At 35.4% G+C, this 21,947-nt stretch carries 17 protein-coding genes, 1 riboswitch and 1 other annotated feature; of the genes, 3 read left to right on the top strand and 14 right to left on the bottom strand.

Translation table 11 applies throughout. The features are described from left to right. Positions 1–4 precede the first annotated feature (4 nt). Both AC3WVA_RS14710 and AC3WVA_RS14715 read right to left on the bottom strand, forming a co-directional pair. Positions 5–616 (bottom strand): DUF4166 domain-containing protein, encoded by a 612-nt coding sequence (locus tag AC3WVA_RS14710; RefSeq protein ID WP_098347639.1) that lies wholly within the window; start codon positions 614–616, stop codon positions 5–7. 3 nt (positions 617–619) lie between these two features. After that, a complete protein-coding gene (locus tag AC3WVA_RS14715) occupies positions 620–1,528 on the bottom strand; it encodes a DoxX-like family protein (protein WP_098347640.1) in 909 nt (302 codons plus the stop codon). Positions 1,529–1,720: 192 nt separating this feature from the next. After that, positions 1,721–1,907: riboswitch (Lysine riboswitch) on the top strand. Positions 1,908–2,106: 199 nt separating this feature from the next. On the opposite strand from AC3WVA_RS14715, the gene AC3WVA_RS14720 reads away from it, so the two are divergent. Further along, entirely contained in the window at positions 2,107–3,336 is a 1,230-nt protein-coding gene (locus tag AC3WVA_RS14720; RefSeq protein ID WP_098347641.1) for an aspartate kinase, read from the top strand. Positions 3,337–3,524: 188 nt separating this feature from the next. Here the strand turns inward: AC3WVA_RS14720 and AC3WVA_RS14725 are convergent, their stop codons facing one another. Further along, positions 3,525–3,974, bottom strand: coding sequence for a helix-turn-helix domain-containing protein (locus tag AC3WVA_RS14725; RefSeq protein WP_098347642.1), 450 nt, complete (start codon positions 3,972–3,974; stop codon positions 3,525–3,527). A 137-nt stretch (positions 3,975–4,111) separates the two neighbouring features. Further along, positions 4,112–5,095 carry an aspartate--ammonia ligase gene (gene asnA, locus AC3WVA_RS14730; protein WP_098347643.1) on the bottom strand — a complete coding sequence of 328 codons (984 nt, stop codon included), beginning with the start codon at positions 5,093–5,095 and terminating at the stop codon, positions 4,112–4,114. 70 nt (positions 5,096–5,165) lie between these two features. Further along, positions 5,166–5,424: a binding site (T-box leader), on the bottom strand. Positions 5,425–5,827: 403 nt separating this feature from the next. Here asnA and AC3WVA_RS14735 point away from each other — a divergent pair. Next, positions 5,828–5,962 (top strand): DUF3934 domain-containing protein, encoded by a 135-nt coding sequence (locus AC3WVA_RS14735; RefSeq protein ID WP_000047591.1) that lies wholly within the window; start codon positions 5,828–5,830, stop codon positions 5,960–5,962. A 100-nt stretch (positions 5,963–6,062) separates the two neighbouring features. On the opposite strand, the gene AC3WVA_RS14740 is transcribed toward AC3WVA_RS14735, so the two are convergent. The 6 genes from AC3WVA_RS14740 to AC3WVA_RS14765 all read right to left on the bottom strand — a co-directional run bounded on the left by AC3WVA_RS14740 (position 6,063) and on the right by AC3WVA_RS14765 (position 16,195). Beyond that, positions 6,063–9,257, bottom strand: a complete 3,195-nt coding sequence (locus AC3WVA_RS14740; protein WP_492322017.1) for a DEAD/DEAH box helicase — start codon at positions 9,255–9,257, stop codon at positions 6,063–6,065. A 118-nt stretch (positions 9,258–9,375) separates the two neighbouring features. Continuing rightward, positions 9,376–10,308, bottom strand: a complete 933-nt coding sequence (locus AC3WVA_RS14745) for a response regulator (RefSeq protein ID WP_098347645.1) — start codon at positions 10,306–10,308, stop codon at positions 9,376–9,378. A 2-nt stretch (positions 10,309–10,310) separates the two neighbouring features. Further along, positions 10,311–11,609 carry a sensor histidine kinase gene (locus tag AC3WVA_RS14750; protein ID WP_098347646.1) on the bottom strand — a complete coding sequence of 433 codons (1,299 nt, stop codon included), beginning with the start codon at positions 11,607–11,609 and terminating at the stop codon, positions 10,311–10,313. 63 nt (positions 11,610–11,672) lie between these two features. Further along, entirely contained in the window at positions 11,673–13,385 is a 1,713-nt protein-coding gene (gene malS / locus AC3WVA_RS14755; protein ID WP_142321107.1) for an oxaloacetate-decarboxylating malate dehydrogenase, read from the bottom strand. Positions 13,386–13,459: 74 nt separating this feature from the next. Further along, entirely contained in the window at positions 13,460–14,899 is a 1,440-nt protein-coding gene (gene aspA, locus AC3WVA_RS14760) for an aspartate ammonia-lyase (protein WP_341013692.1), read from the bottom strand. A 24-nt stretch (positions 14,900–14,923) separates the two neighbouring features. Beyond that, complete coding sequence (locus AC3WVA_RS14765) at positions 14,924–16,195, bottom strand: cation:dicarboxylate symporter family transporter (protein WP_000713281.1); 1,272 nt, start codon at positions 16,193–16,195, stop codon at positions 14,924–14,926. A 377-nt stretch (positions 16,196–16,572) separates the two neighbouring features. Between AC3WVA_RS14765 and pyrH the strand changes: the two genes are divergently transcribed. Then, complete coding sequence (gene pyrH, locus AC3WVA_RS14770) at positions 16,573–17,316, top strand: UMP kinase (RefSeq protein WP_048527234.1); 744 nt, start codon at positions 16,573–16,575, stop codon at positions 17,314–17,316. Positions 17,317–17,369: 53 nt separating this feature from the next. Here the strand turns inward: pyrH and AC3WVA_RS14775 are convergent, their stop codons facing one another. The 4 genes from AC3WVA_RS14775 to AC3WVA_RS14790 form a co-directional block, all read right to left on the bottom strand. Then, positions 17,370–18,581, bottom strand: a complete 1,212-nt coding sequence (locus AC3WVA_RS14775) for a phospholipase D-like domain-containing protein (RefSeq protein WP_142320963.1) — start codon at positions 18,579–18,581, stop codon at positions 17,370–17,372. A 111-nt stretch (positions 18,582–18,692) separates the two neighbouring features. Further along, positions 18,693–19,838 (bottom strand): ABC transporter permease, encoded by a 1,146-nt coding sequence (locus AC3WVA_RS14780; RefSeq protein WP_098345333.1) that lies wholly within the window; start codon positions 19,836–19,838, stop codon positions 18,693–18,695. Position 19,839: 1 nt separating this feature from the next. After that, complete coding sequence (locus tag AC3WVA_RS14785) at positions 19,840–20,949, bottom strand: ABC transporter permease (protein WP_098345334.1); 1,110 nt, start codon at positions 20,947–20,949, stop codon at positions 19,840–19,842. 37 nt (positions 20,950–20,986) lie between these two features. Further along, the gene (locus AC3WVA_RS14790; RefSeq protein ID WP_098345335.1) at positions 20,987–21,925 is read right to left on the bottom strand and encodes an ABC transporter ATP-binding protein; all 939 of its coding nucleotides are present in this window, start codon (positions 21,923–21,925) and stop codon (positions 20,987–20,989) included. Positions 21,926–21,947: the final 22 nt, after the last annotated feature.

The raw sequence follows: 21,947 nt of genomic DNA on the forward strand, positions 1-21,947 counted from the left end.
TTATTTATTTCCTCTCCACAAATGTTCCCTTGTATGAAAATAATGAACCAATTAATGGATTGCGTACTTGTACATGAATTCGAAAGCACTGTTTTGTTTCATCATAACTTTCTACAATGTTGGCCTCTCCGTATAAGAATCTAGGTAACGGGATTTTTCTTCTAAACATGTAAAACCATTGTTTCTTTGAGGAAATATGCATTGCCCCCATCTCATCAATATGAATTTTCAGCGTAGAAACAAGTATGTGTGGTTCACCAAAATAATCTACAATTTCATTATTCTCTTCATCCAACTGCATAACAGCGTTAAAATATCTTTTCTTATTTTGAAAATAAAAAGTACGATTCCACCGCACAAATTCATGTCCATGTTCATCCCGCTCAGCAGTATTATGTATTGTAAATGGCACTTCCTTCCCCCGCTCAGAGAAAAACATACGAAACTTTGATGCAATTTTTAATATGAATTTTACGAAAAAAGAACCACCATAAATCTCATCCATCTTTCCTTCTCCAGTAAAACTATTTTCTTCCGTAATCTCATAGCGTTTCTGTAATTTCGGATGAAGTTTTTTATAAGAATCCCCTAACAGTTTTTCATACATATTAGCCATACACTATCCCTTTCTCTTCCTCTTGCAATTTTTTACACTTGGCAAGTTCGTGCTATTTATATAACCGACAATTGATAACCCCATTAGTAAAACGTTTAATGTAATTGGATTAAACGGCTCTGTAAAGCTTGCGATATTCGTAAATCCTGCTGCGATTGTTAAGGCTATTAACACGCAAATATGTATTATGAATACATTTCGTTTTGGAAATGGAAGTAACCATGTGACACCAAAAATAACTTCTAACAACCCAATTATTTTAAGAATAAAAATACTATTTTCAGTTGAACCAATTATGACCGAAAGCATTTTCACTTCTTCCGGATGGATAAAGATTATTTTCGGTACAATCCCTTGATATAGCCATACAAAAGCAATTAAAAAACATACGAGCCAATATGTCATCGTTCTTCTAATTAGCAAACTAGGATGAAGTCCCTTTTCTAGCCATAATTTTAATGCATCAAAGCTCCAAGCAGTCGCCCAGCCTAATAACGGCCGAAACATATAGAAATCTATTACATTCCCTATACGACCAAACCTCGTATCATAATCATATTGCGTCTCAAAATGAATGTATTCTTTACGAGGGGTATACTTCCAATAACCACGCCCTGTTTGAATAAGAGATAATCTATTATCCGTCCAAAATTTTAAAGAAGAAATCCGTTCACCTGTTTCTTTTCTTATTTCACCTATCGATTCACCTTCTCCAGCTATTTCAAGTCCAAATCCGATTTTTGTTTTATATAAAAACTTCTGTGGTTCTCCTTCCTTTTTCTCTAAATACGAAATTTCAGTAAAGCGAGCATCCCATTCTGTATGTATATGTGGTTCTTGCGAGTATTCCCATAATTTCTCCATTGTTGTGTTCATTTCTGCCGAAACATAAATAGGCTTTTTCCCCTTCATTCTTCCACCTCCAATGCACTATAATTTTAATGTACATGCAATGAATTTGATTTGCTACATTTTTCACAAACTTTTTTATAAAAAGAAAGAATTTTTAAAATTTATTCAAAACACTTGATTCCCCGAAAAATTTAAATTATTATAAATAAAAATGTTACCAACAACTTCATAAATCAAACACTCTCGCCTAAAACGTGAGATAGAGGTTGCAATACTTATGAGTATTCTAATGGAGACACAGAGATGTCTATGAAATTAGATGAAAGGAAGTATTGCCGAAATCGATATATGTCTCTGTATGTATCGATTGGGGCTGTTTTCGAATAGAAACAGAACTGTCATATGTACAGACGTGTACGTATGAAGAGCTATCTACAAAAAAGAGATATCATTTTTATGGTATTCCTTTTTTGGCGGTTTTTTTATTAGCTCCGTTTTCTGTTTCCCTTTTCCTGTAACAGCACCATCCTCACTTATTTGAGATGGTGTTTTTTGCTTTTCTCTGGTAACTACAGGAATATTGGGATTTATATATGTCCTAATCTATTCTTAAAAATGGATGAAAGAAGGAATTCGTAATGGAAACGATTGTACAAAAATTTGGTGGCACTTCTGTCGGAAGTGTTGAGCGCATTCAACATGTAGCAAATTTAATTATTGAAGAATATGAACGAGGACATAGTATCGTCTCTGTCGTTTCAGCAATGGGAAAAAGTACAGACGAACTTGTCGCACTTGCTAACGCTATTACAGAAAATCCGAGTAAACGCGAAATGGATATGCTTCTATCGACAGGAGAGCAAGTGACTATTTCATTATTAACGATGGCACTACAAGCAAAAGGTTATAACGCAATTTCATTAACAGGATGGCAAGCTGGTATTACGACAGAATCTGTACATAGTAGTGCACGGATTACTGACATTCATACAGATCGAATTCAATCTTATCTTACTGAAGGTACGATTGTTATTGTAGCTGGATTCCAAGGAATGAGTGAAAATCATGAAATTACAACGCTTGGCCGTGGTGGTTCTGATACAACTGCTGTTGCATTAGCTGCTGCACTGAAAGCAAAAAAATGTGATATTTACACGGATGTAACAGGCGTATATACAACGGACCCACGAGTTGTAAAAGATGCTTATAAATTAGAAGAAATCTCTTATGACGAAATGTTAGAACTTGCAAACCTCGGTGCTGGTGTATTACACCCACGTGCGGTTGAGTTTGCTAAAAATCATAATGTCATTTTAGAAGTTCGCTCAAGTATGGAACAAGAAAACGGAACAATTGTAAAAGGAGAATGTAACATGGAACAACAATCAATCGTTAAAGGTATTGCATTTGAAGATAATATTACACGTGTCACAATGAAAGGATTGGAACAAGGTGCACTTTCAACAGTTTTCTCTACATTAGCAGCGGCACATATTAATGTAGATATCATCATTCAAAGTATTACAAATGAAGGAACTGTTCACCTCTCCTTCTCAATCCATTCTAATGATTTAAAAGAAACATTAGAGGTATTAGAACAACATCAAGAAACATTACAATATGAATCTGTAGAATATGAAAATCATTTAGCAAAAGTATCCATTGTAGGATCCGGTATGGTCTCTAATCCAGGTGTTGCTGCGAATATGTTCACTACTTTAAAAGAAGAAGATATTCATATTAAAATGGTAAGTACATCAGAAATTAAAGTGTCTGTCGTTATTGACCGCCTTCATTTAGTAACAGGTGTCGAGGCGCTGCATCAATCATTTATGGCGAAAATTGAGCCTTTAGTGCAACTAATTTAACATTTTTCTTTAAATTTCATAAAAGTCATATCAATCTATTTTCTTCCTATATAAATAAAAAGCTGTTTTGTATAGATTTCAAGACTCTATACAAGCAGCTTTTTAAAATATTAGCGATATCCCAAAATCATTATAAAAAAATAACATTATTCACCATACTCTTTCCTAGGAAATACAACTGACTCTGCTCATTTTTTATCACATATATCTTTTGGCTCTCTTCCTCGAAAAAAAGATCGATATTCATTCAAAATAACTTTTTTCATATCAAAATAAAAAACCATCATGAATAACGCAATTCCTAATAATATCTTTTGAATTCCTTCATAATCAATGAAAGCACTCATTATTAACAAACCGAATCCAATATAAAAACCAAACTCGTTCTCTTTCTCAAAATCCTCATCTTCTTCATGAATATGTATTTTTTCTTTAATGTTTTGATTCCCTTTTATTAACTCATCGAGCGTAACATTGTACATTTCGCTCAATAAAATCAAATTTTCAATATCAGGGCAACTTTTATCATTCTCCCACTTATATACTGCTTGCCTCGTCACACCAATCTTTTTAGCAACATCCTCTTGTGAAAATCCCTTTGACTCTCGTAGTTTTTTTAACTGTTCTCCTAAGCTCATAACGTCCCCTCCTTTAACAAATTATTACATACAAGGAGATGAAAAGGAAAGAAACCATTAGTAAAACTCACTGTAAACCATTCGTTTACACAATAAAAAGAGAGGATAACTCTTTGAGCAACCCTCTCTTACTTCTATTAAAACAGATGAATGTTTTCTTTCTTGCAAGCTTCACGTAAATCGTCAGGCCATACAGAAGATTGAACTTCACCGATATGTGCTTTACGTAAGAAGTACATGCACATTCTTGATTGTCCGATACCACCACCAATTGTTAATGGTAGTACGTCTTCTAAAATCCCTTTATGGAAATCGTACTCACGTTTGAAGTCTTCACCTGTTTTTGTTAACTGCTCATCAAGTGATTTACTATCAACACGAATTCCCATTGATGATAATTCAAATGAAGATTGTAGTACTGGGTGCCAGAATAAGATGTCACCGTTTAATTTCCAATCATCATAATCAGCTGCACGTCCGTCATGCTTTTCACCTGAACGAAGCGCATCACCAATTCCGATAATGAAGACTGCACCGTGTTCTTTCGCAATTGCGTGTTCACGATCTTTCGGTGTTAATTCTGGATATTTATCTTCTAGTTCTTGGGAAGTGATGAAAACAATTTCTTCTGGTAAATACTTTCCAAGGAACGGATACTTTTCAAATAAGTGATCTTCTAAATCTTTGAATATTCCATAAATTGTTAGTACCGTTTTTTGTAAGTAATCTACAGTACGCCATTCTTTTTGAACAATTTTTTCCCAGTCCCATTGGTCAACGTAAATAGAATGTGTTGCATCAAGTTCTTCATCACGACGAATCGCGTTCATGTTTGTATATAAACCTTCACCAGCTTCATATCCATATTCATGCAGTGCAAATCGTTTCCACTTCGCTAGTGAGTGAACAATTTCTAATTCTTCTCCTGAATGTAACATATCAAATTCAATTGGACGTTCTACACCGTTTAGGTGATCGTTTAGTCCTGATTTTTTCGTTACGAATAATGGTGCAGATACGCGGAATAATTCAAGGCGTTTTGCTAATTGATCCTCGAAAAATGTTTTAACTTCCTTAATTGCGATTTGAGTCTCTCTTACTGTCATTAATGATTGATACATGGTGGTTTCCTCCTAAAATGTTTGGATGTTGTGAAAAGAAGCCAACAAAAAAAGCCCTTCTTTCCCAAAAAACTGGGACGAAAGGCTTTGGTTCCGCGGTACCACCCAAATTAGCAACAGAGGTTGCTCACTTATACAATACGGAGATGAAATATCTCGATACTGTTCTTCTTGTAACGGCGAAGTTCCCGGCTAAGTCTACTTTCCTGTAAAGGATTTCGGTTAGCAACTCCAGGAGGTTCTTCATAATAGGCTTCGTATCAGGCTCACACCACCCCTGACTCGCTTAGACTACATCCTACTACTACTCGTCCTTTCATAGTCGTTTTGTTGTCACATCTCTGAAACATTTTATTAATGATTATTCTATACAAAAAAAAAATAAAGTCAACAAAAATTTAAAAATATTTTTCAATTCTTTATTTTACGGCTTTATTGATTGTTTTCAATATAACATCTTCACTTCTTTTGCCTTGTCAATCCAAAAAACGTTTCACTAACCGAAACTAACATATACACAACAAGTAATGTAAACGTTCGAAATATAGAATCCGCAGTATTTCGTATTATTTTCATTTTCTTTGTAATTCCTTTCAGTTTACGTGCAAATTCGTGTTATACTATAGCATTCAAGCAGTTTTTTTACTTAAAGTAAACATAGTCATTTATAAAGAGTATTTTCTAAATCATTGACTATTATCAAATAAGATTTTTATATAACGGAGTGATCATATGAGTAAAACGAAAGCAAAACCGAAAAAAGGTGTAGGACAGGGTACAGGAAGTAAAGGTTGGAACCGTTGGCAATCAAGCGCAAAGAAAAAGAAAGCTGCAAAGCCATACAAAAGTAAAGGTACAAAGAAGTAATTAAAATAACATTTGATTCCTTTACTTTGTACAAAACAAAATATAATTATTACAACAAAAAAGCTATGCCCTCATACATTTGAAGGCATAGCTTTCTTTATTAGATCATTAAGATTTCTCGAATTTCTTCCTCCGTGATGGATGATAATTTCTCTTCTCCTGGCTCAATCACTTCAGCGATTAAATTTTTCTTACTTTCTTGCAGTTCATGCATTTTTTCCTCAATGGTTCCGTGGGCCACTAACTTAATAACTTGTACCGTATTTTTTTGTCCCATTCGATATGCCCTATCTGCCGCTTGTTGTTCAACAGCTGGATTCCACCATAAATCGTACAATATAACTGTATCGGCACCGGTTAAGTTAAGACCTGTACCACCAGCTTTTAAAGAAATGAGAAATAGATCCCCTTCCCCTTCGTTAAACCGGTCACATAGCTCTACACGTTCTTGCGAAGGTGTATTTCCGTCTAAATAAAAGTATGGAATTGCTTGACGATTTAACTCACGACCAATAATGGACAACATCTTCGTAAATTGAGAAAAAATTAAAATTCTCTTACCAGTACTTCTGCATTCCTCTAGTATGTCTAACAGTTGCTCAAATTTAGCTGAACTTCCTTTGTAATCATCGACGAATAAAGCGGGATGATTACAAATTTGTCGTAATCTCGTTAAACCAGCTAAAATTCTAATTTTATTTTTACGTAACGTATCCTTGTCTAAATGTTTTAACGTCTCTTCCCTTAATTTCGCTAAATAAGCAGCATAAAGTCTCTTTTGATCTGGTAATAATTCCGATGACTGTAAGTGCTCTATTTTATCTGGAAGCTCCTGTAATACGTCTTCTTTTAGTCGTCTTAGTACGAAAGGTTTTACGCGCTTTGCTATATCTTCGCGCCTTAAATCACCGAATTCTTTTCTTCCTGGTAATAATTCCGGAAAGACGACATGGAAGATAGACCATAGCTCTTCTAATGAATTTTCTACAGGCGTTCCCGTTAGTCCGAAACGATACTCAGCTTGAATTGTTTTCACTGCTCTTGCAGTTTGCGTTGTAGGATTTTTAAACGCCTGTGCTTCATCAAGAAATAGTGTATGAAACGGCCTCGCATACGATCTTATATCTCTTCTCAATAACGGATATGACGTAATTACGACATCAAATTCCACTACGTCCTTTAAAATTTTTCGTCGTTCTGTTTGATTTCCATCTGCAATAACTGCTCTAATATGCGGGGCGAATTTTTTTAATTCACTAAACCAATTGTAAACGAGAGAGGACGGTGAAACGACTAATATAGGTAGCTTCTTTTCCCGAATTTCAGGCAAAACAGAATCTATAAAAGCAATACTTTGCAGCGTTTTCCCAAGTCCCATATCGTCTGCTAAAATACCGCCAAAACGGTAATAGGCAAGTGTTTTCATCCATTCGAATCCGTATACTTGATACTCTCTCATTACAGCATGTAAAGTTTGTGGCACTGCAAACTTTAATTTTTTCGGGTTTTGAATGCTTTCAACTAAATCTTGCACAGACTCATCTAAACTTAAAACATTACCTTCGTGAAGTCCGTTCATCCATTTTACACTCCGAATAAGCGGAACATTCACTTCTTCCCCATGTAAAAATTCTTTCCGAATACCTGATTCTTTTACAAACTGATTAATTTCATTAAACTCTTTGCTCTCTAGTGACAATAAAGAACCGTTCGCTAATCGGTAATATTTGCGTTTCTCTTCAAGAGCCACTAATACACCCTTAATTTCCGCTTCCGGTATTCCTTTTATATCAAAACGAAACGATAACCAATCAATTCTTTCTTTTCTTCTTACCCTAATAAGAGGTGCTGTATCCCCATTATGAATGCGTAATTTAATTGCTGTTGTCGCGTAAATATCAACTAAACCTTTTAACGTTGGAACGACATGATATAAAAAGTTATACTCCGCTTCTTCATTATGCATAAAATAACCGCCTTCTGTTTTCGCGAAGGCACTTTCACTCATAACGTCTAAAATCTCTTTTTCCTTTTTCTCATCCCGATTAAAAACAGACGGCTGCCCGTCTTCTTCTAGCGGATTGATCACGACGTTTCCATAATGGAATTCAAGACCTGCTAACAAACGATTTTTCACTCGATCTAAATACAGTTTTGCTTTTAGCAACGGCGTTTCAACACGATCGGATATTACTTCATCAATGCGTACCGTTCCAAGTTTCATTAATCCAGGCACAACTTTCGCTACGAAATGTTCCATCTTACTTTCAGGAATATAAAACTGATTACTATTTGAGCGACTCATCATTTTTTGCAATTCAATAAGCCGCATACAATCTTCCATAGGTAACTCATATAATTTCCCATCGTAAAGAGCATAGTTATACATTTCCATAACTTGAACACGATTTAGGCCATCTATATGAAGTGTAAACCCACCATTATTTCCTTTCGTAAACTCAAAATGTAATGGCAATAAACCTTTTGACATTTGCAAGCCGTGAAACAGTTGCTCATTTTGTTTCAGCTGTACATACTCCAATTTAGAAAGTGAAGAGAGCATATCTTTCCACGAAGCTGGCGGTATGAATATCATACTTTCATCTTGTTTCGCATGTACTTCTAACGTATCTTCATACATTTTTTCGTTATGATATATTTTAATGAGTTGTTGTATAATTGCGTCCGTTTCTTGTTTAAAGCTGTGTACATCTGGCGTGTATGTAAATTCATTCGCGCAATGAAAAACCTCTCTTTTCTCCACTTTAGAAAGAAATTCTCTAATATGATTTATAACATATGTTTTCGCAAGTTTTAACTGAATTCCAAGAAGGGCCCCACCACTTTTCGTCGCTACTGGTGAACATATAAAAGCAACATCTAATATTTCACGTGTATCAAAACGGTGTTGTTTACTTTTTGGCCGTAGTGGTTTGTCTGCAAACAACTGAAACATCCCGTTTGTTAATTGATCATTTTTACTACTAACAGGGCCCATTCCACCCGTTTGCTGGTTATAATTTATTTGTATTAGTACGGCTGCAACATGTTGACAGTACGTTTGAAAAGACGCTAATGAAGGACAACTACATCTCGCAACTACATCACCTTTTTTAGCTTTTTCTACTGTAACATGAAAATCTTCATTCCCTTTTACCGTCGCCTCACAAATTTCTTTCGTTTCATCATAATGATTCACAACTACTTTATTTGCTTTATAATAAGCTTCGCCTCTTTTATAGGAGGTCTCTCCGCATACTTCTTTTATAATCGATTTATTTAATGTAAAACTCATTGTTTTGACACTTCCTTAATGTAAAACCATTTTCTCTTACTTAACATTTTACATGCTCAACGAGAAAATATAAAATGTTGATTCAACAAAAAAAGATGCTTATTTATAAGCACCTTCTTCACTCAATCTCCATCAACCGTTTCGCCTCAAAATACAACACTTGAATAAATTTTTTCGTATTAATTCGTATATGTCCAGAGGCTGCTACTTCATCCTTTGTCATTTCTGTCATCCGTTTTCTAACTACAGTGAAATCAAAAAATTTCGGAGCATAACTTTCAAATTTCGGATTTGAAAAGTCTGTTAGTCCTAGAGAAGCTAAATGATTCAATGATTGATAAATTGCTCTTCTTACACGTTGTTCAGATGCTTTTCTCTCTTTATCTATATCTGCATCCGAAGCTATATGATCTAATTTTTTTAATGTTATTTGGTGAAAAATATCTTTTAACGCAGGGAATCCAAATTCAAATGTTTGCGCCTTTTCTTGCCCATATAAATATTCCAGCATATTAAGTAAATCTTTACTTCCATTCTCTCCCGCGATACCGAGTTCTGCTAGTAAGAAGCGTCCGGAATCTGATATCTTTTTTTCTTCTTGCACTGTTTCATTACGCATTTGCGGCTTTTCCCACTGAAATACATTATTTAATGATTTTTGAATGTCATATATAGAACGTTCCAAACGAATACGCTCTATTACTTTTCGTACAACCGATACTACTTCTATTTTGTTTAGTGGTTTTGTAATATAATATTCCACACCAAGTGTATACGCCTCACCAATGAGCTGTTTCGATTCAACTTGAGAAATCATAATAATTTTCCCAGTAAATGAAGACGCTATATGACGAACTGTTTCGATTCCATCTCTCATCGGCATGAGTAAATCAATAAATAAAATATCTACTTTTTTATAATTTAGCTGTTCTGCTTCAATAAACGCTCCATCTTCCGATTCTCCAATCACTTCCCCAAGATCGCCATCTTCAATAATTTGCGAAAGCATCGAACGGAAAACTTCATCATCATCTACGATATAATAAAACAAACCTATTCCCCTTCCCGCTTTAAACTGCACTCTGGTAAACAAACGATAAACTTACATCCTTTTCCGGTTTCATTGTCTTCTAATCTTACTTCTCCGCCGAGCTCTGTTACCATTTCATGTATGTAAGAAAGTCCAATCCCTGTTGACGGCGTTCCCATTTGATCATACTTTGAAGTAAACCCGGGCTTAAATACTAATTTCTTATACTTTTGTGCTATGCCAGGGCCATCGTCAATTACTTCAAAGATTACATGTTGCTCTCGTTTATATAACTTAATGTGAATGTGCCCTCTATCTTCAATAGCTTCAACTGCATTCGCAACTAAGTTATTAAAGATTGATAGCACTGTATACACGTGGTATGCAGCGTGTTCACCTTCTATATGTTTAGTAAAGCGTATATCTTTCTCTAGCATTTCAGCATACTTTTCATTTATTCTTACAATCATTTCTGTAAGCTCATGACCTTCTACATACTCCGCCACATTTTTATCTAATAACAGTTTAGATAATCCTGCAAAAATCCTTTGATTATCCTTTTTTATTTCGTGCACTTCTCCTGCTATTTTCAATGCTGTTTTACTGCTAGAATCATCGTTCGCTTGTAAGTTTCGATATAGTTGATATGCTTCTTGTGTAATCAACTCTGCATTTTGTAACGTTTTTTTCAAGTGAACTGATTCTACATATAAATTTGAAAGGTGCATTAACATTTTTTCATTTTCTTTTCGAACTTGTGATTCTTTTAATTTCGTTTCATATAAGTTCATCATATTTAAAAATCCAAGCGCAAAGAAACTACGGAAAATAGCAATAATAATAAGTTTATTCACTTCAGAAACTGTTATCGTTGTACCGAGAACGACCATATGATAAATCGCTAGTTCTGACATACTTGCAATAATTTCAATTGTAATTCCAAGGCAACCAATAACGATTGGTCTTTGATGAAACTTATTTACCCTACAAAGCGAAAAAAGACTTCCATAAATAAAATAATAAAAGAACACAGGATAGCGCAAATAAAATGATTCTGTCATATGAAATGAACCTTGCATAACCCAGTCAAGACATACGCGGAATAAAACGACACATATACCGACAAGAATACCTGCAGCCGCTGCGGGTATTCTTCTTAAAAATAGCAATAAAAAGAAGAAAAGTGGTGTCCCAAAGCTAACGCGAAACGTATCATTAAAAGGATGAAAATTAAGCTCTCCAGCAATCGGAACAACAACCATTAATATAATTAAAAGGGAAATATCTTTCTTCCATAATTGATTCCAATTCAAAGCTGCCACTTCCTATACTTTTTTCGGTAATAAAAGTGAAAGCCCGCTTATTATAATAAACGGGCTTTATTTCTATATTCTAACCTTTTCTACCGCTTTTATTTGGCGATACTCAGGCTCCCAGATTGCTTCTTTCACTGCAATCTTGATATCGTTATCATTTAAGTTCTCTCTCGCTACACCTTCTGCAACAGCAACTTTCGCTACTTCAATTGCAACCATTTCCGAGATATTACGTAACTCTTCAACTTCTGGTAAAATAGGTGCTCCTGGCTGACTTGTATCTACCATGCTTGCAACTGCTTCAGCTGCTGCTGCAAACATTCCATCCGTCATGACGCTTGCACGTACAACAATTGTTCCAAGACCAAGCCCTGGGAAAATAAGTGCATTATTTGATTGTCCAATCACATACGTTACACCGTTATATGTAACTGGTTCAAATGGACTTCCTGTTGCTACTAATGCTTTTCCTTCTGTCCACTCGATTAAATCAGCTGGTTTCGCTTCAGCAAGTGGAGTCGGATTCGACATTGGTAAAATGATTGGTCTTTCTACGTGAGAAGCCATTTCTTTAATAATCTCCTCTTTAAATGCTCCTGCAACCGTTGATGTACCGATTAAAATTGTCGGTTTTACATGTTTCACAACTTCAGTAAGTCCGATCACATCATTTTGTTTCCACTCACTTACTTCCGCTGCTTTTCTCGCATACGGCATTTGGAAATCAAGAAGATCTTCCATATTATCTGTAACTAATCCGTTACGATCGATACACCAGAAACGCTTATACGATTCTTCTTCTGATACACCTACGCGGACCATTGCATCTCTAACTTGATCTGCGATACCGATTCCAGCCGTACCAGCACCAAATACAACAACGCGGTGTTCACTTAGTGGTACACCCGAAGCTTTCACCGCCGATAACACAGCAGCAAGTGAAACTGCACCTGTACCTTGAATATCATCATTAAATGTACAAATATCATGACGATATTTATCTAAAATTTTTCGTGCATTTCGAGAACTGAAATCTTCCCAATGTAAAAGTGCTTTCGGAAATTGCTTACTTACCGCTTGTACAAACGTATCAATAAACTCATCGTAAGCTTCACCAGTTATACGAGGGTGACGATTTCCAATGTAAAATGGATTGTTTAATAGTTCTTCACGATTTGTACCTACATCTAAAATTACTGGTAACACACGACTAGGATCGATTCCAACTGCGGCCGTATAAACAGCTAACTTTCCGATGGCGATGTTAATACCACCAACGCCCCAGTCACCAATTCCAAGTATGCCTTCTCCATCTGTAACAACTACTAAATCAATATTTTCTGCTGTTGCACCGATATTGGCGAATGCTTCTTCAATGCCTGATGGATCGTTAATTGATAAATACACACCACGTGGTTTACGGTATTCATGACTATATCTTTGTATCGCTACACCGACTGTTGGTGTATATACGATTGGTAACATTTCGCGCAAGTGATCTGTCAAAATACGATAAAATAATACTTCATTTCGATCATGTAACGCTGTTAAGTATACATTCTTTAATAAATCATCCGGCTGAGAACAAAATTGTTCGTATGCTCGGCGTGCTTGTTCTTCTAATGTTAAAACTGCTGGGGGTAATAACCCTTTTAAACCTAATTCTTCTCTCTCTTCTTGCGTGAAAGCGACCCCTTTATTTAAAAGTGGTGTTGATAATACTTCTACTCCTCTTAATGTTGTTTCTAATGAACCATTAGAAGCTACTGTAAACTTACTCATAACATCCCTACCTCTATTCATATATAGCATTTCTATATTGTAAACAAAAAAGAGGGGCTTGTCCCCCTCTTCTTTTAATTTTTCTTTAAAAGAGTTGCTCCTGCAATCCCTGGGTGTGTCATTTCGAATGGATCTAGAATTAACTCTAAGTCTTCTTGTGACAGTACACCATTTTTCACACAAAGTTCTCGAACGGATTGCCCTGTCGCGATTGCTTCTTTCGCAACGCGAGCTGCTGCTTCATAACCGATATGAGGGTTAACGGCTGTAATAATTCCTACACTCTTCTCAACATACTCTTTTAAGCGATCTTCATTCGCTTCAATTCCTTTTAAGCAATTATCTGTAAAGGCACGGAAACCGTTATTCATAATGCTAATTGATTGAAGTAAATTGAATACAAGTACTGGTTCCATAACGTTTAATTCTAATTGTCCTGCTTCTGAAGCAAGGCAAATTGTATGGTCGTTACCAATGACTTGGAACGCAATTTGATTAATTACTTCTGGCATAACAGGATTTACTTTTCCTGGCATAATAGAAGAACCTGGTTGACGAGCTGGTAGCATAATTTCCGCTAAGCCAACGCGTGGACCTGATGCCATTAAGCGAAGGTCATTCGCAATTTTAGACATATTCATCATACATACTTTAAGTGCTGCTGATACTTCTGTGTATGCATCCGTATTTTGCGTTGCATCTACTAAGTCTTCTGCACCAACAAGTGGTAACTCACTAATTGCAGCTAAATGTTTTACAACTGCTTCAATATATTCTGGGTCTGCATTTAAGCCTGTACCAACTGCAGTTGCTCCCATATTTACTTCATATAGATGTTGACGTGATTGCTTAATACGTTTCATATCACGTTCAAGTACGCGAGAGTACGCTTTAAACTCTTGTCCAAGACGAATTGGCACAGCGTCTTGTAAATGTGTACGACCCATTTTAATAACATGGTCAAACTGCGCTGCTTTTAATTCAAATACATCGTGCATATAACCCATCGTTTGTAATAAACCTTCTAATGCGTTTAATGTTGCGATATGAATCGCCGTTGGGAATGCATCGTTCGTTGATTGCGCCATGTTCACATGACTATTTGGACTAATATAATGATAGTCTCCCTTTTCCATTCCTAATAATTCAAGAGCACGATTGGCCATAACTTCATTTGCATTCATGTTCATTGAAGTACCCGCTCCACCTTGAATTGGATCTACGATGAAATGATCATGCCATTTTCCATCAAGAATTTCTTGAGCGGCTTCTGCGATCGCGCCGCCCTTATTCAATTCCAATCTTCCTACATCTGTATTAGCAAGTGCTGCAGCTTTCTTTACAACTGCGAACGCTTTAATTAAGCCTTCATGAATTTTGTATCCTGTAATTGGGAAGTTTTCAACTGCACGCATTGTTTGTACACCGTAGTATGCATAGTTTGGTACTTCTTTTTCACCTAAAAAATCTTTTTCAATTCGAACACCATTTTTAACTTCAGTTAATGTTGCCATGATTATTCACTCCTTAACGATTTCTTATGCTGCTTTTGTTTCTTTGACTGTTTCTACATATTGTTTTGCTTTCTCATTATCGAATTCGCCTTCCCACTTCGACATTACAATGGCCGCTAATGCATTTCCTAATACATTGACAGATGAGCGAATCATATCTAAAATGCGGTCAATTCCCGCAATTAACGCGATACCTTCTAGTGGTAACCCCATTGAACCTAACGTTGCTAATACAACAACGAATGATGCACCTGGAACTCCCGCCATACCCTTGGATGTTAACATGAGAACGAATAATAACGTGATTTGCTCTGTCAGTGACATGTGCACACCGTACATTTGTGCAACAAACAATGCCGCTAACGCTTGATAAATAGCCGATCCAGTCAAGTTAAATGTATAACCTGTCGGAATAACGAAAGAGGCAACTGCCTTTGGACAACCGAACTCTTCCATTTTTCTCATTATATTAGGTAAAACAGCTTCTGAACTTGCTGTCGTAAATGAAAGAATAAGTTCTTCTTTTAAAATTTTCATTAATGTAAAAATGTTTACGCCAACCATTCGTGCATTAATACCTAATACAATCACAACGAATAGTATAACAGTTACGTATACAGCTAGCACTAGTTTTCCTAAAGGAAGTAGTGTTGCTACACCAAATTTTGCAACCGTAACCGCAATTAATGCGAATACACCAAATGGTGCAAATTTCATAACTTGATTTGTAACCCAAAACATCGCTTCGAGTACACCTTCAAAGAAGTGGAAAACAGGTTTCCCTTTTTCTCCAATTGCTGCAACTCCTAAACCGAATAATACTGAGAAGAAAATAATCGGTAATAAGTCACCTTGTGCAATCGATTCAAATACGTTTTTCGGTACGATATGAACAATCGTCTCAGCGAATCCTTGCTTCTCTGTAGCATCTGCTGTTTGTTTATAAGAAGAAATATCACTTTGCTGTAAGTTGTTCATATCAACGCCAGTACCTGGCTGGAAGATATTAGCCGCAAGTAATCCCATTAAAATAGCGATTGTCGTAATGATTTCGAAATAAAGAATTGTCTTACCGCCCAGTTTCCCAAGCTTCTTCATATCTCCTACACCAGCTACCGCAACAATTAATGCTGAAATAACAATCGGTACTACAATCATTTTAATTAAGTGAATAAATATATCCCCAACTGGTGTGATATAAGAAATAGCCGTTTTATTACCATAGAAGATTGCCCCTACTACAATCCCTAAAACAAGTGCAACAAAAATTTGTGTTGCCAATCCGAATTTTTTCATTTATGTTCATCCCCTTTATGCGAACGCTTTCATTTCGTATTTATAAAAGCTTACTCACACATCATATAAGCGAACCTACAAAATCATACAAAAACCTACAAGTTCGTCACAAAAAATTCGAAAATTTTTCTTTTCTTTTTCATTGACACCTTTTCATTAAAAAGAAATAAAATATACTTGATAAGTAATCAGATTGTTTCGTATAATCAAAAAGATATATACTTACAACAAATCGAAATGAAAAGGAGTGGGTGATATGAAAAATTATGTACAAAAATTCGTTCTATCTTCTTCTTTTCTTTTTCATTTTCTGAAAAAGGAACAAAGGCATTCGCCTTTGTTCCTTTTTTATTGCGATCTATATAGGGGGAATTGTTATGAGGCCATATAAACGTGTCTTAATCAAATTAAGCGGCGGTGCACTTGCCGATCAAACCGGAAATAGCTTTAACTCCAAACGATTAGAACATATCGCAAACGAAATTTTATCCATCGTTGATTTAGGTATTGAAGTATCTATTGTCATCGGAGGCGGTAACATTTTCAGAGGTCATTTAGCTGAAGAATGGGGAATTGATCGTGTAGAAGCTGATAATATCGGTACACTAGGTACAATTATTAATAGCTTAATGCTACGCGGCGTTTTAACGAGTAAAACAAATAAAGAAGTGCGCGTTATGACTTCCATCCCGTTTAATGCTGTAGCTGAACCATACATTCGCCTACGTGCAGTACACCATTTAGATAGCGGTTATATCGTTATTTTTGGAGGTGGAAACGGGCAACCGTTCGTTACGACAGATTATCCAAGTGTTCAAAGAGCCATTGAAATGAATAGTGACGCAATATTAGTCGCAAAACAAGGAGTAGATGGCGTCTTTACTAGCGATCCAAAGCATAATAAAGCAGCAAAAATGTACAAAAAACTAAACTATAACGACATTGTTAGGCAAAACATACAAGTAATGGATCAAGCCGCTTTACTGCTTGCCCGTGATTATAATTTACCAGCACACGTCTTTAACTTTGATGAGCCGGGAGTTATGAAAAGAATTTGTTTAGGTGAACATGTAGGGACTTTGATTAATGATGATGCTTCATTACTTGTGCATGAAAAATAATTAGTTCTCATAAAAAAAGGGGCGTCTATAAAAGACCCCCTTTTCTTTAAACTTTATAAATAAAAATCCACCAACCCTGCCAATTTCTCCTTACAACGCTCCCAAAAAGATAACTTCTTAAAAAACTCTTTCGTCATTTCTTTCGAATCATGAAAATCCTCTGTTAATGCCTTATTAACTTGCCCTACAATAGGACCACCATGAATATAAAAATTCATTTCATCATTTATATTGAAGCTACGCGAAGTAAAGTTTGTTGTGCCAATAACTGTTAATTCATTATCAATAAGCATTAATTTGCCATGAAACATTCCTTTTTTATACCCATATACAGTAATCCCATTATTAACAGCTTGACGTATGTATGGATACGCCGCTTCTTTTATAAGAGGTAAATCTGGTTTATATGACCAAAGTATTTTTACTGTAACACCACGCTTTTGTGCTGCGATTAAAGCATTCATTGATTCTTTATTTTTCGCTATAAAATACGGCGTTGCAATTACAATTGAATGCTGAGCTTGTTTTATTAGCTCTATATATTTTTTAGCAACGTAATGCCCATTGTAACTCACCATAGTATGCAATGTATTCCCTTTACTTGCCTTATTCGTACTCCTCTTTATATCTTCTTTCGTATCTCGTTTCCAATCTAAAGCAAATTGTTCCTCTAAATCTTTTGCGCCTTCACCTTTTATCCGTACATGATAGTCTCTCCAGTACCCAAAGTGTTTATCTTTCCCTAAGTACTCATCCCCTATATTAAAACCACCCGTATAACCAATCTCTCCATCAATCGTCGTAATGCGGCGATGATTACGATGATGAAGGGAATAAAACCCGAATGGTAATTCCTGTTTTCTACTATATGTAAAATGCACACCATTTTCCTGTAATTCTTTTTTCATCTTTCTTTCAAATGATAAATCGTTAAGTAAATCAACAGATAAATATACGTTCACTCCTTCTTTTGCCTTTTCTTTTAATAAATTCAAAAAAGTGTGGCTGCTTTTATCATCCGACAAAATAAAAAAGTACGTGTAAATAGATTGCTTTGCCTCTCTTATATCAGTAAATAACTGTTTATAAAATGACTTCCCTTCTACATATAATTGAAAATCACTATAATGAGGCGCATACTCTGTCGGCATGTTTTTCCCGGCTTCCATTTTCCTACCTAGAGTAACATCAATATGCATACAAATTAAAATAAAAGCGAAAATAGCAATAATAATAGAAGTAACCCGCAATATTTTTTTAATCATTTTGATTTCCTTCCGCTCATTTTTCTTTCCACCTTTCTATTTTGTCATTCAAATTTACATTTCATGCTTCATACAAAAAAGGGTGCGACGTAACGTCACACCCTTTACATACTAAACAAAGTTTCTCGCATCATTATTTCTTCCAAACTTATAAATAGCAATTAAGAAGAATGCTACCGCAAAGGCAATTAAGATTAAAATATTTAAATACAAATCTGAAATTGGAGTTCCTTGTTGTAGTTTTGATACTGTGTCTAATAGCCATCTCTGCGGAAGAAAATCAGCTACTTTTTGCACTGCTTTTGGCATAATGTCATACGGAAAATAACATCCAGCAAGTAAACATGTCGGTACAATAACCATATTTTGCATTGCATTTGCTGATGCTGAGTTTTTCGAAAAAGCAACAAGAACTAACGATATTCCAATCGCTATTAAAGCAAATAGCATGAGTACACCAATCATCACTATGAAAGGCATATTGATATTCGTATGAAAAACATTCGTTAGGAATAGGATTGTAATCACAATTTGTACTGTTAATATCATCAGATTTACCCCGACATTAGATAATATGAACTTCTTCCCATCTATCGGCGTTGATAAGAGTCTGAAATACGTTCTATTTTCTTTTTCTTTTAAAATATAACCTGATAAGTTCGCTGCTGAAAACAGCATAAACATAATAAGGTAACCCATCGTTTGGTTTGTCATATCATTATTTTTTGAAGTATCTTCTAGCGTCTCTGTTTTCATTTTAAATGCACTTTTTTGATACCCTGCGTACATATTATCAAATGCACTTTGATTTGTTCCTGCTACTTTACTAATAGCTGCTACATTATCAATATAATTATATAAATATGATTTTATAAAGCCCGTTACTTGATCACCTTTAATCGATGCAATCTCGATACGATCTGGTTTCCCTTCTCGAACACTTTTTGAAAAACCAGATTGTAATGTAATAACACCATCAAATTTTTTGGAAGTAAGTTTATCTTCTACTTCCGACTCCTTAACCTTACTCACTTTCACATGATTTAATCCTTCTAAAAACTTTATCGTATCATTTGCTATCGGCTCATTTTCTTTATTTACAACCCCGATATTTAACGTTCCTTGCCCTGGATTTCCATATATCGAAAAAGAGATGAGTGTTCCGATTATTGGCAAACTAATAATAATGAATAACCCTTTTTTATTTTTCAAAAGTACAGATAACGTTTTTTGTATGAGCCATAAAATATCTTTCATACTATAGCCCCTCCCGTCTACGTAATGCAATAATTGCAATTAATAAAAAGAGTGCTGAAATCCCGAGATTTAAACATATCACCGGCAGTGCTGCTCCTATATCATTTGCATAAATAATTTTCATAACAGCTGTGTTTGCCCACGTTAATGGTGATAAATTCGTAACGAAATTTTCTTCTATTACGAAATATGCACCACCAAAAATAGAGGCTAATTGCACAACTACAAGAATAATCGCTCTCGATGATTCAGCTGTTTTCGTAATATATCCAATCCCTAAACCGAAACTAATCGCTAGAAAGACTTGTGTTAATAAAATAATAAATATGATTCCAAGATGGTCGCCCCAATTTGCTTGAAAAACAAATTTGCTAAATAACATGACGAGTAATACGCAAAGGGCATTTGCTACTAAGCTACCAAGTACTTTTCCAATGAATATTTCAGCCTTACTTATAGGCGCAGCAATGAGACGATCTCCTGTTTTACGTATTCGTTCTCCTCGAATTAAAGAACTGGCTCCCATCGCTGCATATAGTGCAATCATCGTCGTCATTACAACTGCATAGTAATCCATAGAACCTGGCTTTTTCGCAGCTTGTAAAGATGTTTCTTTTATATAATCATTATGATTTCCGTTTGAAATAACTGCGCTCACCTTACTAGGATCTACTTTTGCAACTTCGGTTGCTACATTGTACTTATCAACAAATGTTGTAAGCATACCTTCCACAATACTTCCCTCAATACTACTTTTGTCACTTCCGTACAATTTTGCACCATCTTTATTTAACTCTACATAAGCAGCATATTTATTTTGCTTCACTTCTTCTTTCCCATCTATACTGCCAGAAGCTTTTTTAAAATGAATACCCGATTTATCGACTTCTTTCGTAAATGCTTCAAACGATTGAGAAAGTGTGCTACTTGCTTCATCTTTATATAGCACTTTTATATCTTTAATCGATTGACTATCACTATTAAATGCATTCGTTAACGCCGTTCCTAACACAAGCATAAGTACGACCGGAAATGCTAACATAAAAACTAAAGTTCTTACGTCTCTGAAATCTCTTTTCATATGCATAATCGCAATATTGAAGATGTTCAATTGATGAACCTCCCTTTACCTTTTCTTCATTTACCTTTTATTTATCTCGTAAGTTTCTCCCAGTCAACGTAAGGAATACTGTTTCTAAGTTTGGAGCCTGCTCCTCTAACGAACGAATTTCAATGTCATGATTAATGAAGTGTTGAATAATTTTATTTAAATTGTTTACTCCTGCATCCGAGTTTACTTTAATTACGTTCTCTTCGATTTGAACAGCTTTCACACCGTTTATCTCTTTTAACTGTTCTACATCTAAATTTTCTACTGACTTCACTTCCACCCAAATATCTTTCGTATCAGTAATAATCGCTTTCAACTGCTCTTTCGTACCTTCTGCAATTACTTTACCGTGATCTACAATTGCTATTTTCGTACAAATCTCTTCTACTTCTTCCATGTAGTGGCTCGTGTAAATAATGGTACTTCCCATCTCATTTAATTTTCGAACAGATTGGAGAATATAGTTTCTTGACTGTGGATCAATTCCAACTGTCGGCTCATCCATAATAATTAGCTTCGGTCTATGAGCGATCGCACAAGCGATATTCAGTCTTCTCTTCATCCCGCCTGAAAAGTTTTTCGGATAACTTTTATGTTTATCGCTAAGCCCTACAAACTGAAGTGCTTCCTCTACTCTCGCTTTTAGTTCGGCTCCTCTTAACCCGTACAATCCAGCAAAGAATTTCACATTTTCATAGGCAGTTAACTCTTCATAAATCGCAATATCTTGCGGAACGATACCGATATTCATCTTCGCAAATCGATTATGTTTCTTTATATTTTTTCCTAATATGCTAATTTCACCTTCATTACTTATTAGCAAGCCAGCAATCATATTTATCGTTGTACTTTTACCAGCACCATTTGATCCTAAAAAGCCAAATATCTCTCCTTCTTTAATAGATAAAGACATATTATCTACCGCGATGAAATCACCAAATTTTTTCGTTAAATTTTTAATTTCTAATGTATTCATCATTTCACCCCTATTTCGGTTT

This window comes from Bacillus sp. EB106-04-02-XG92, assembly GCF_058791995.1.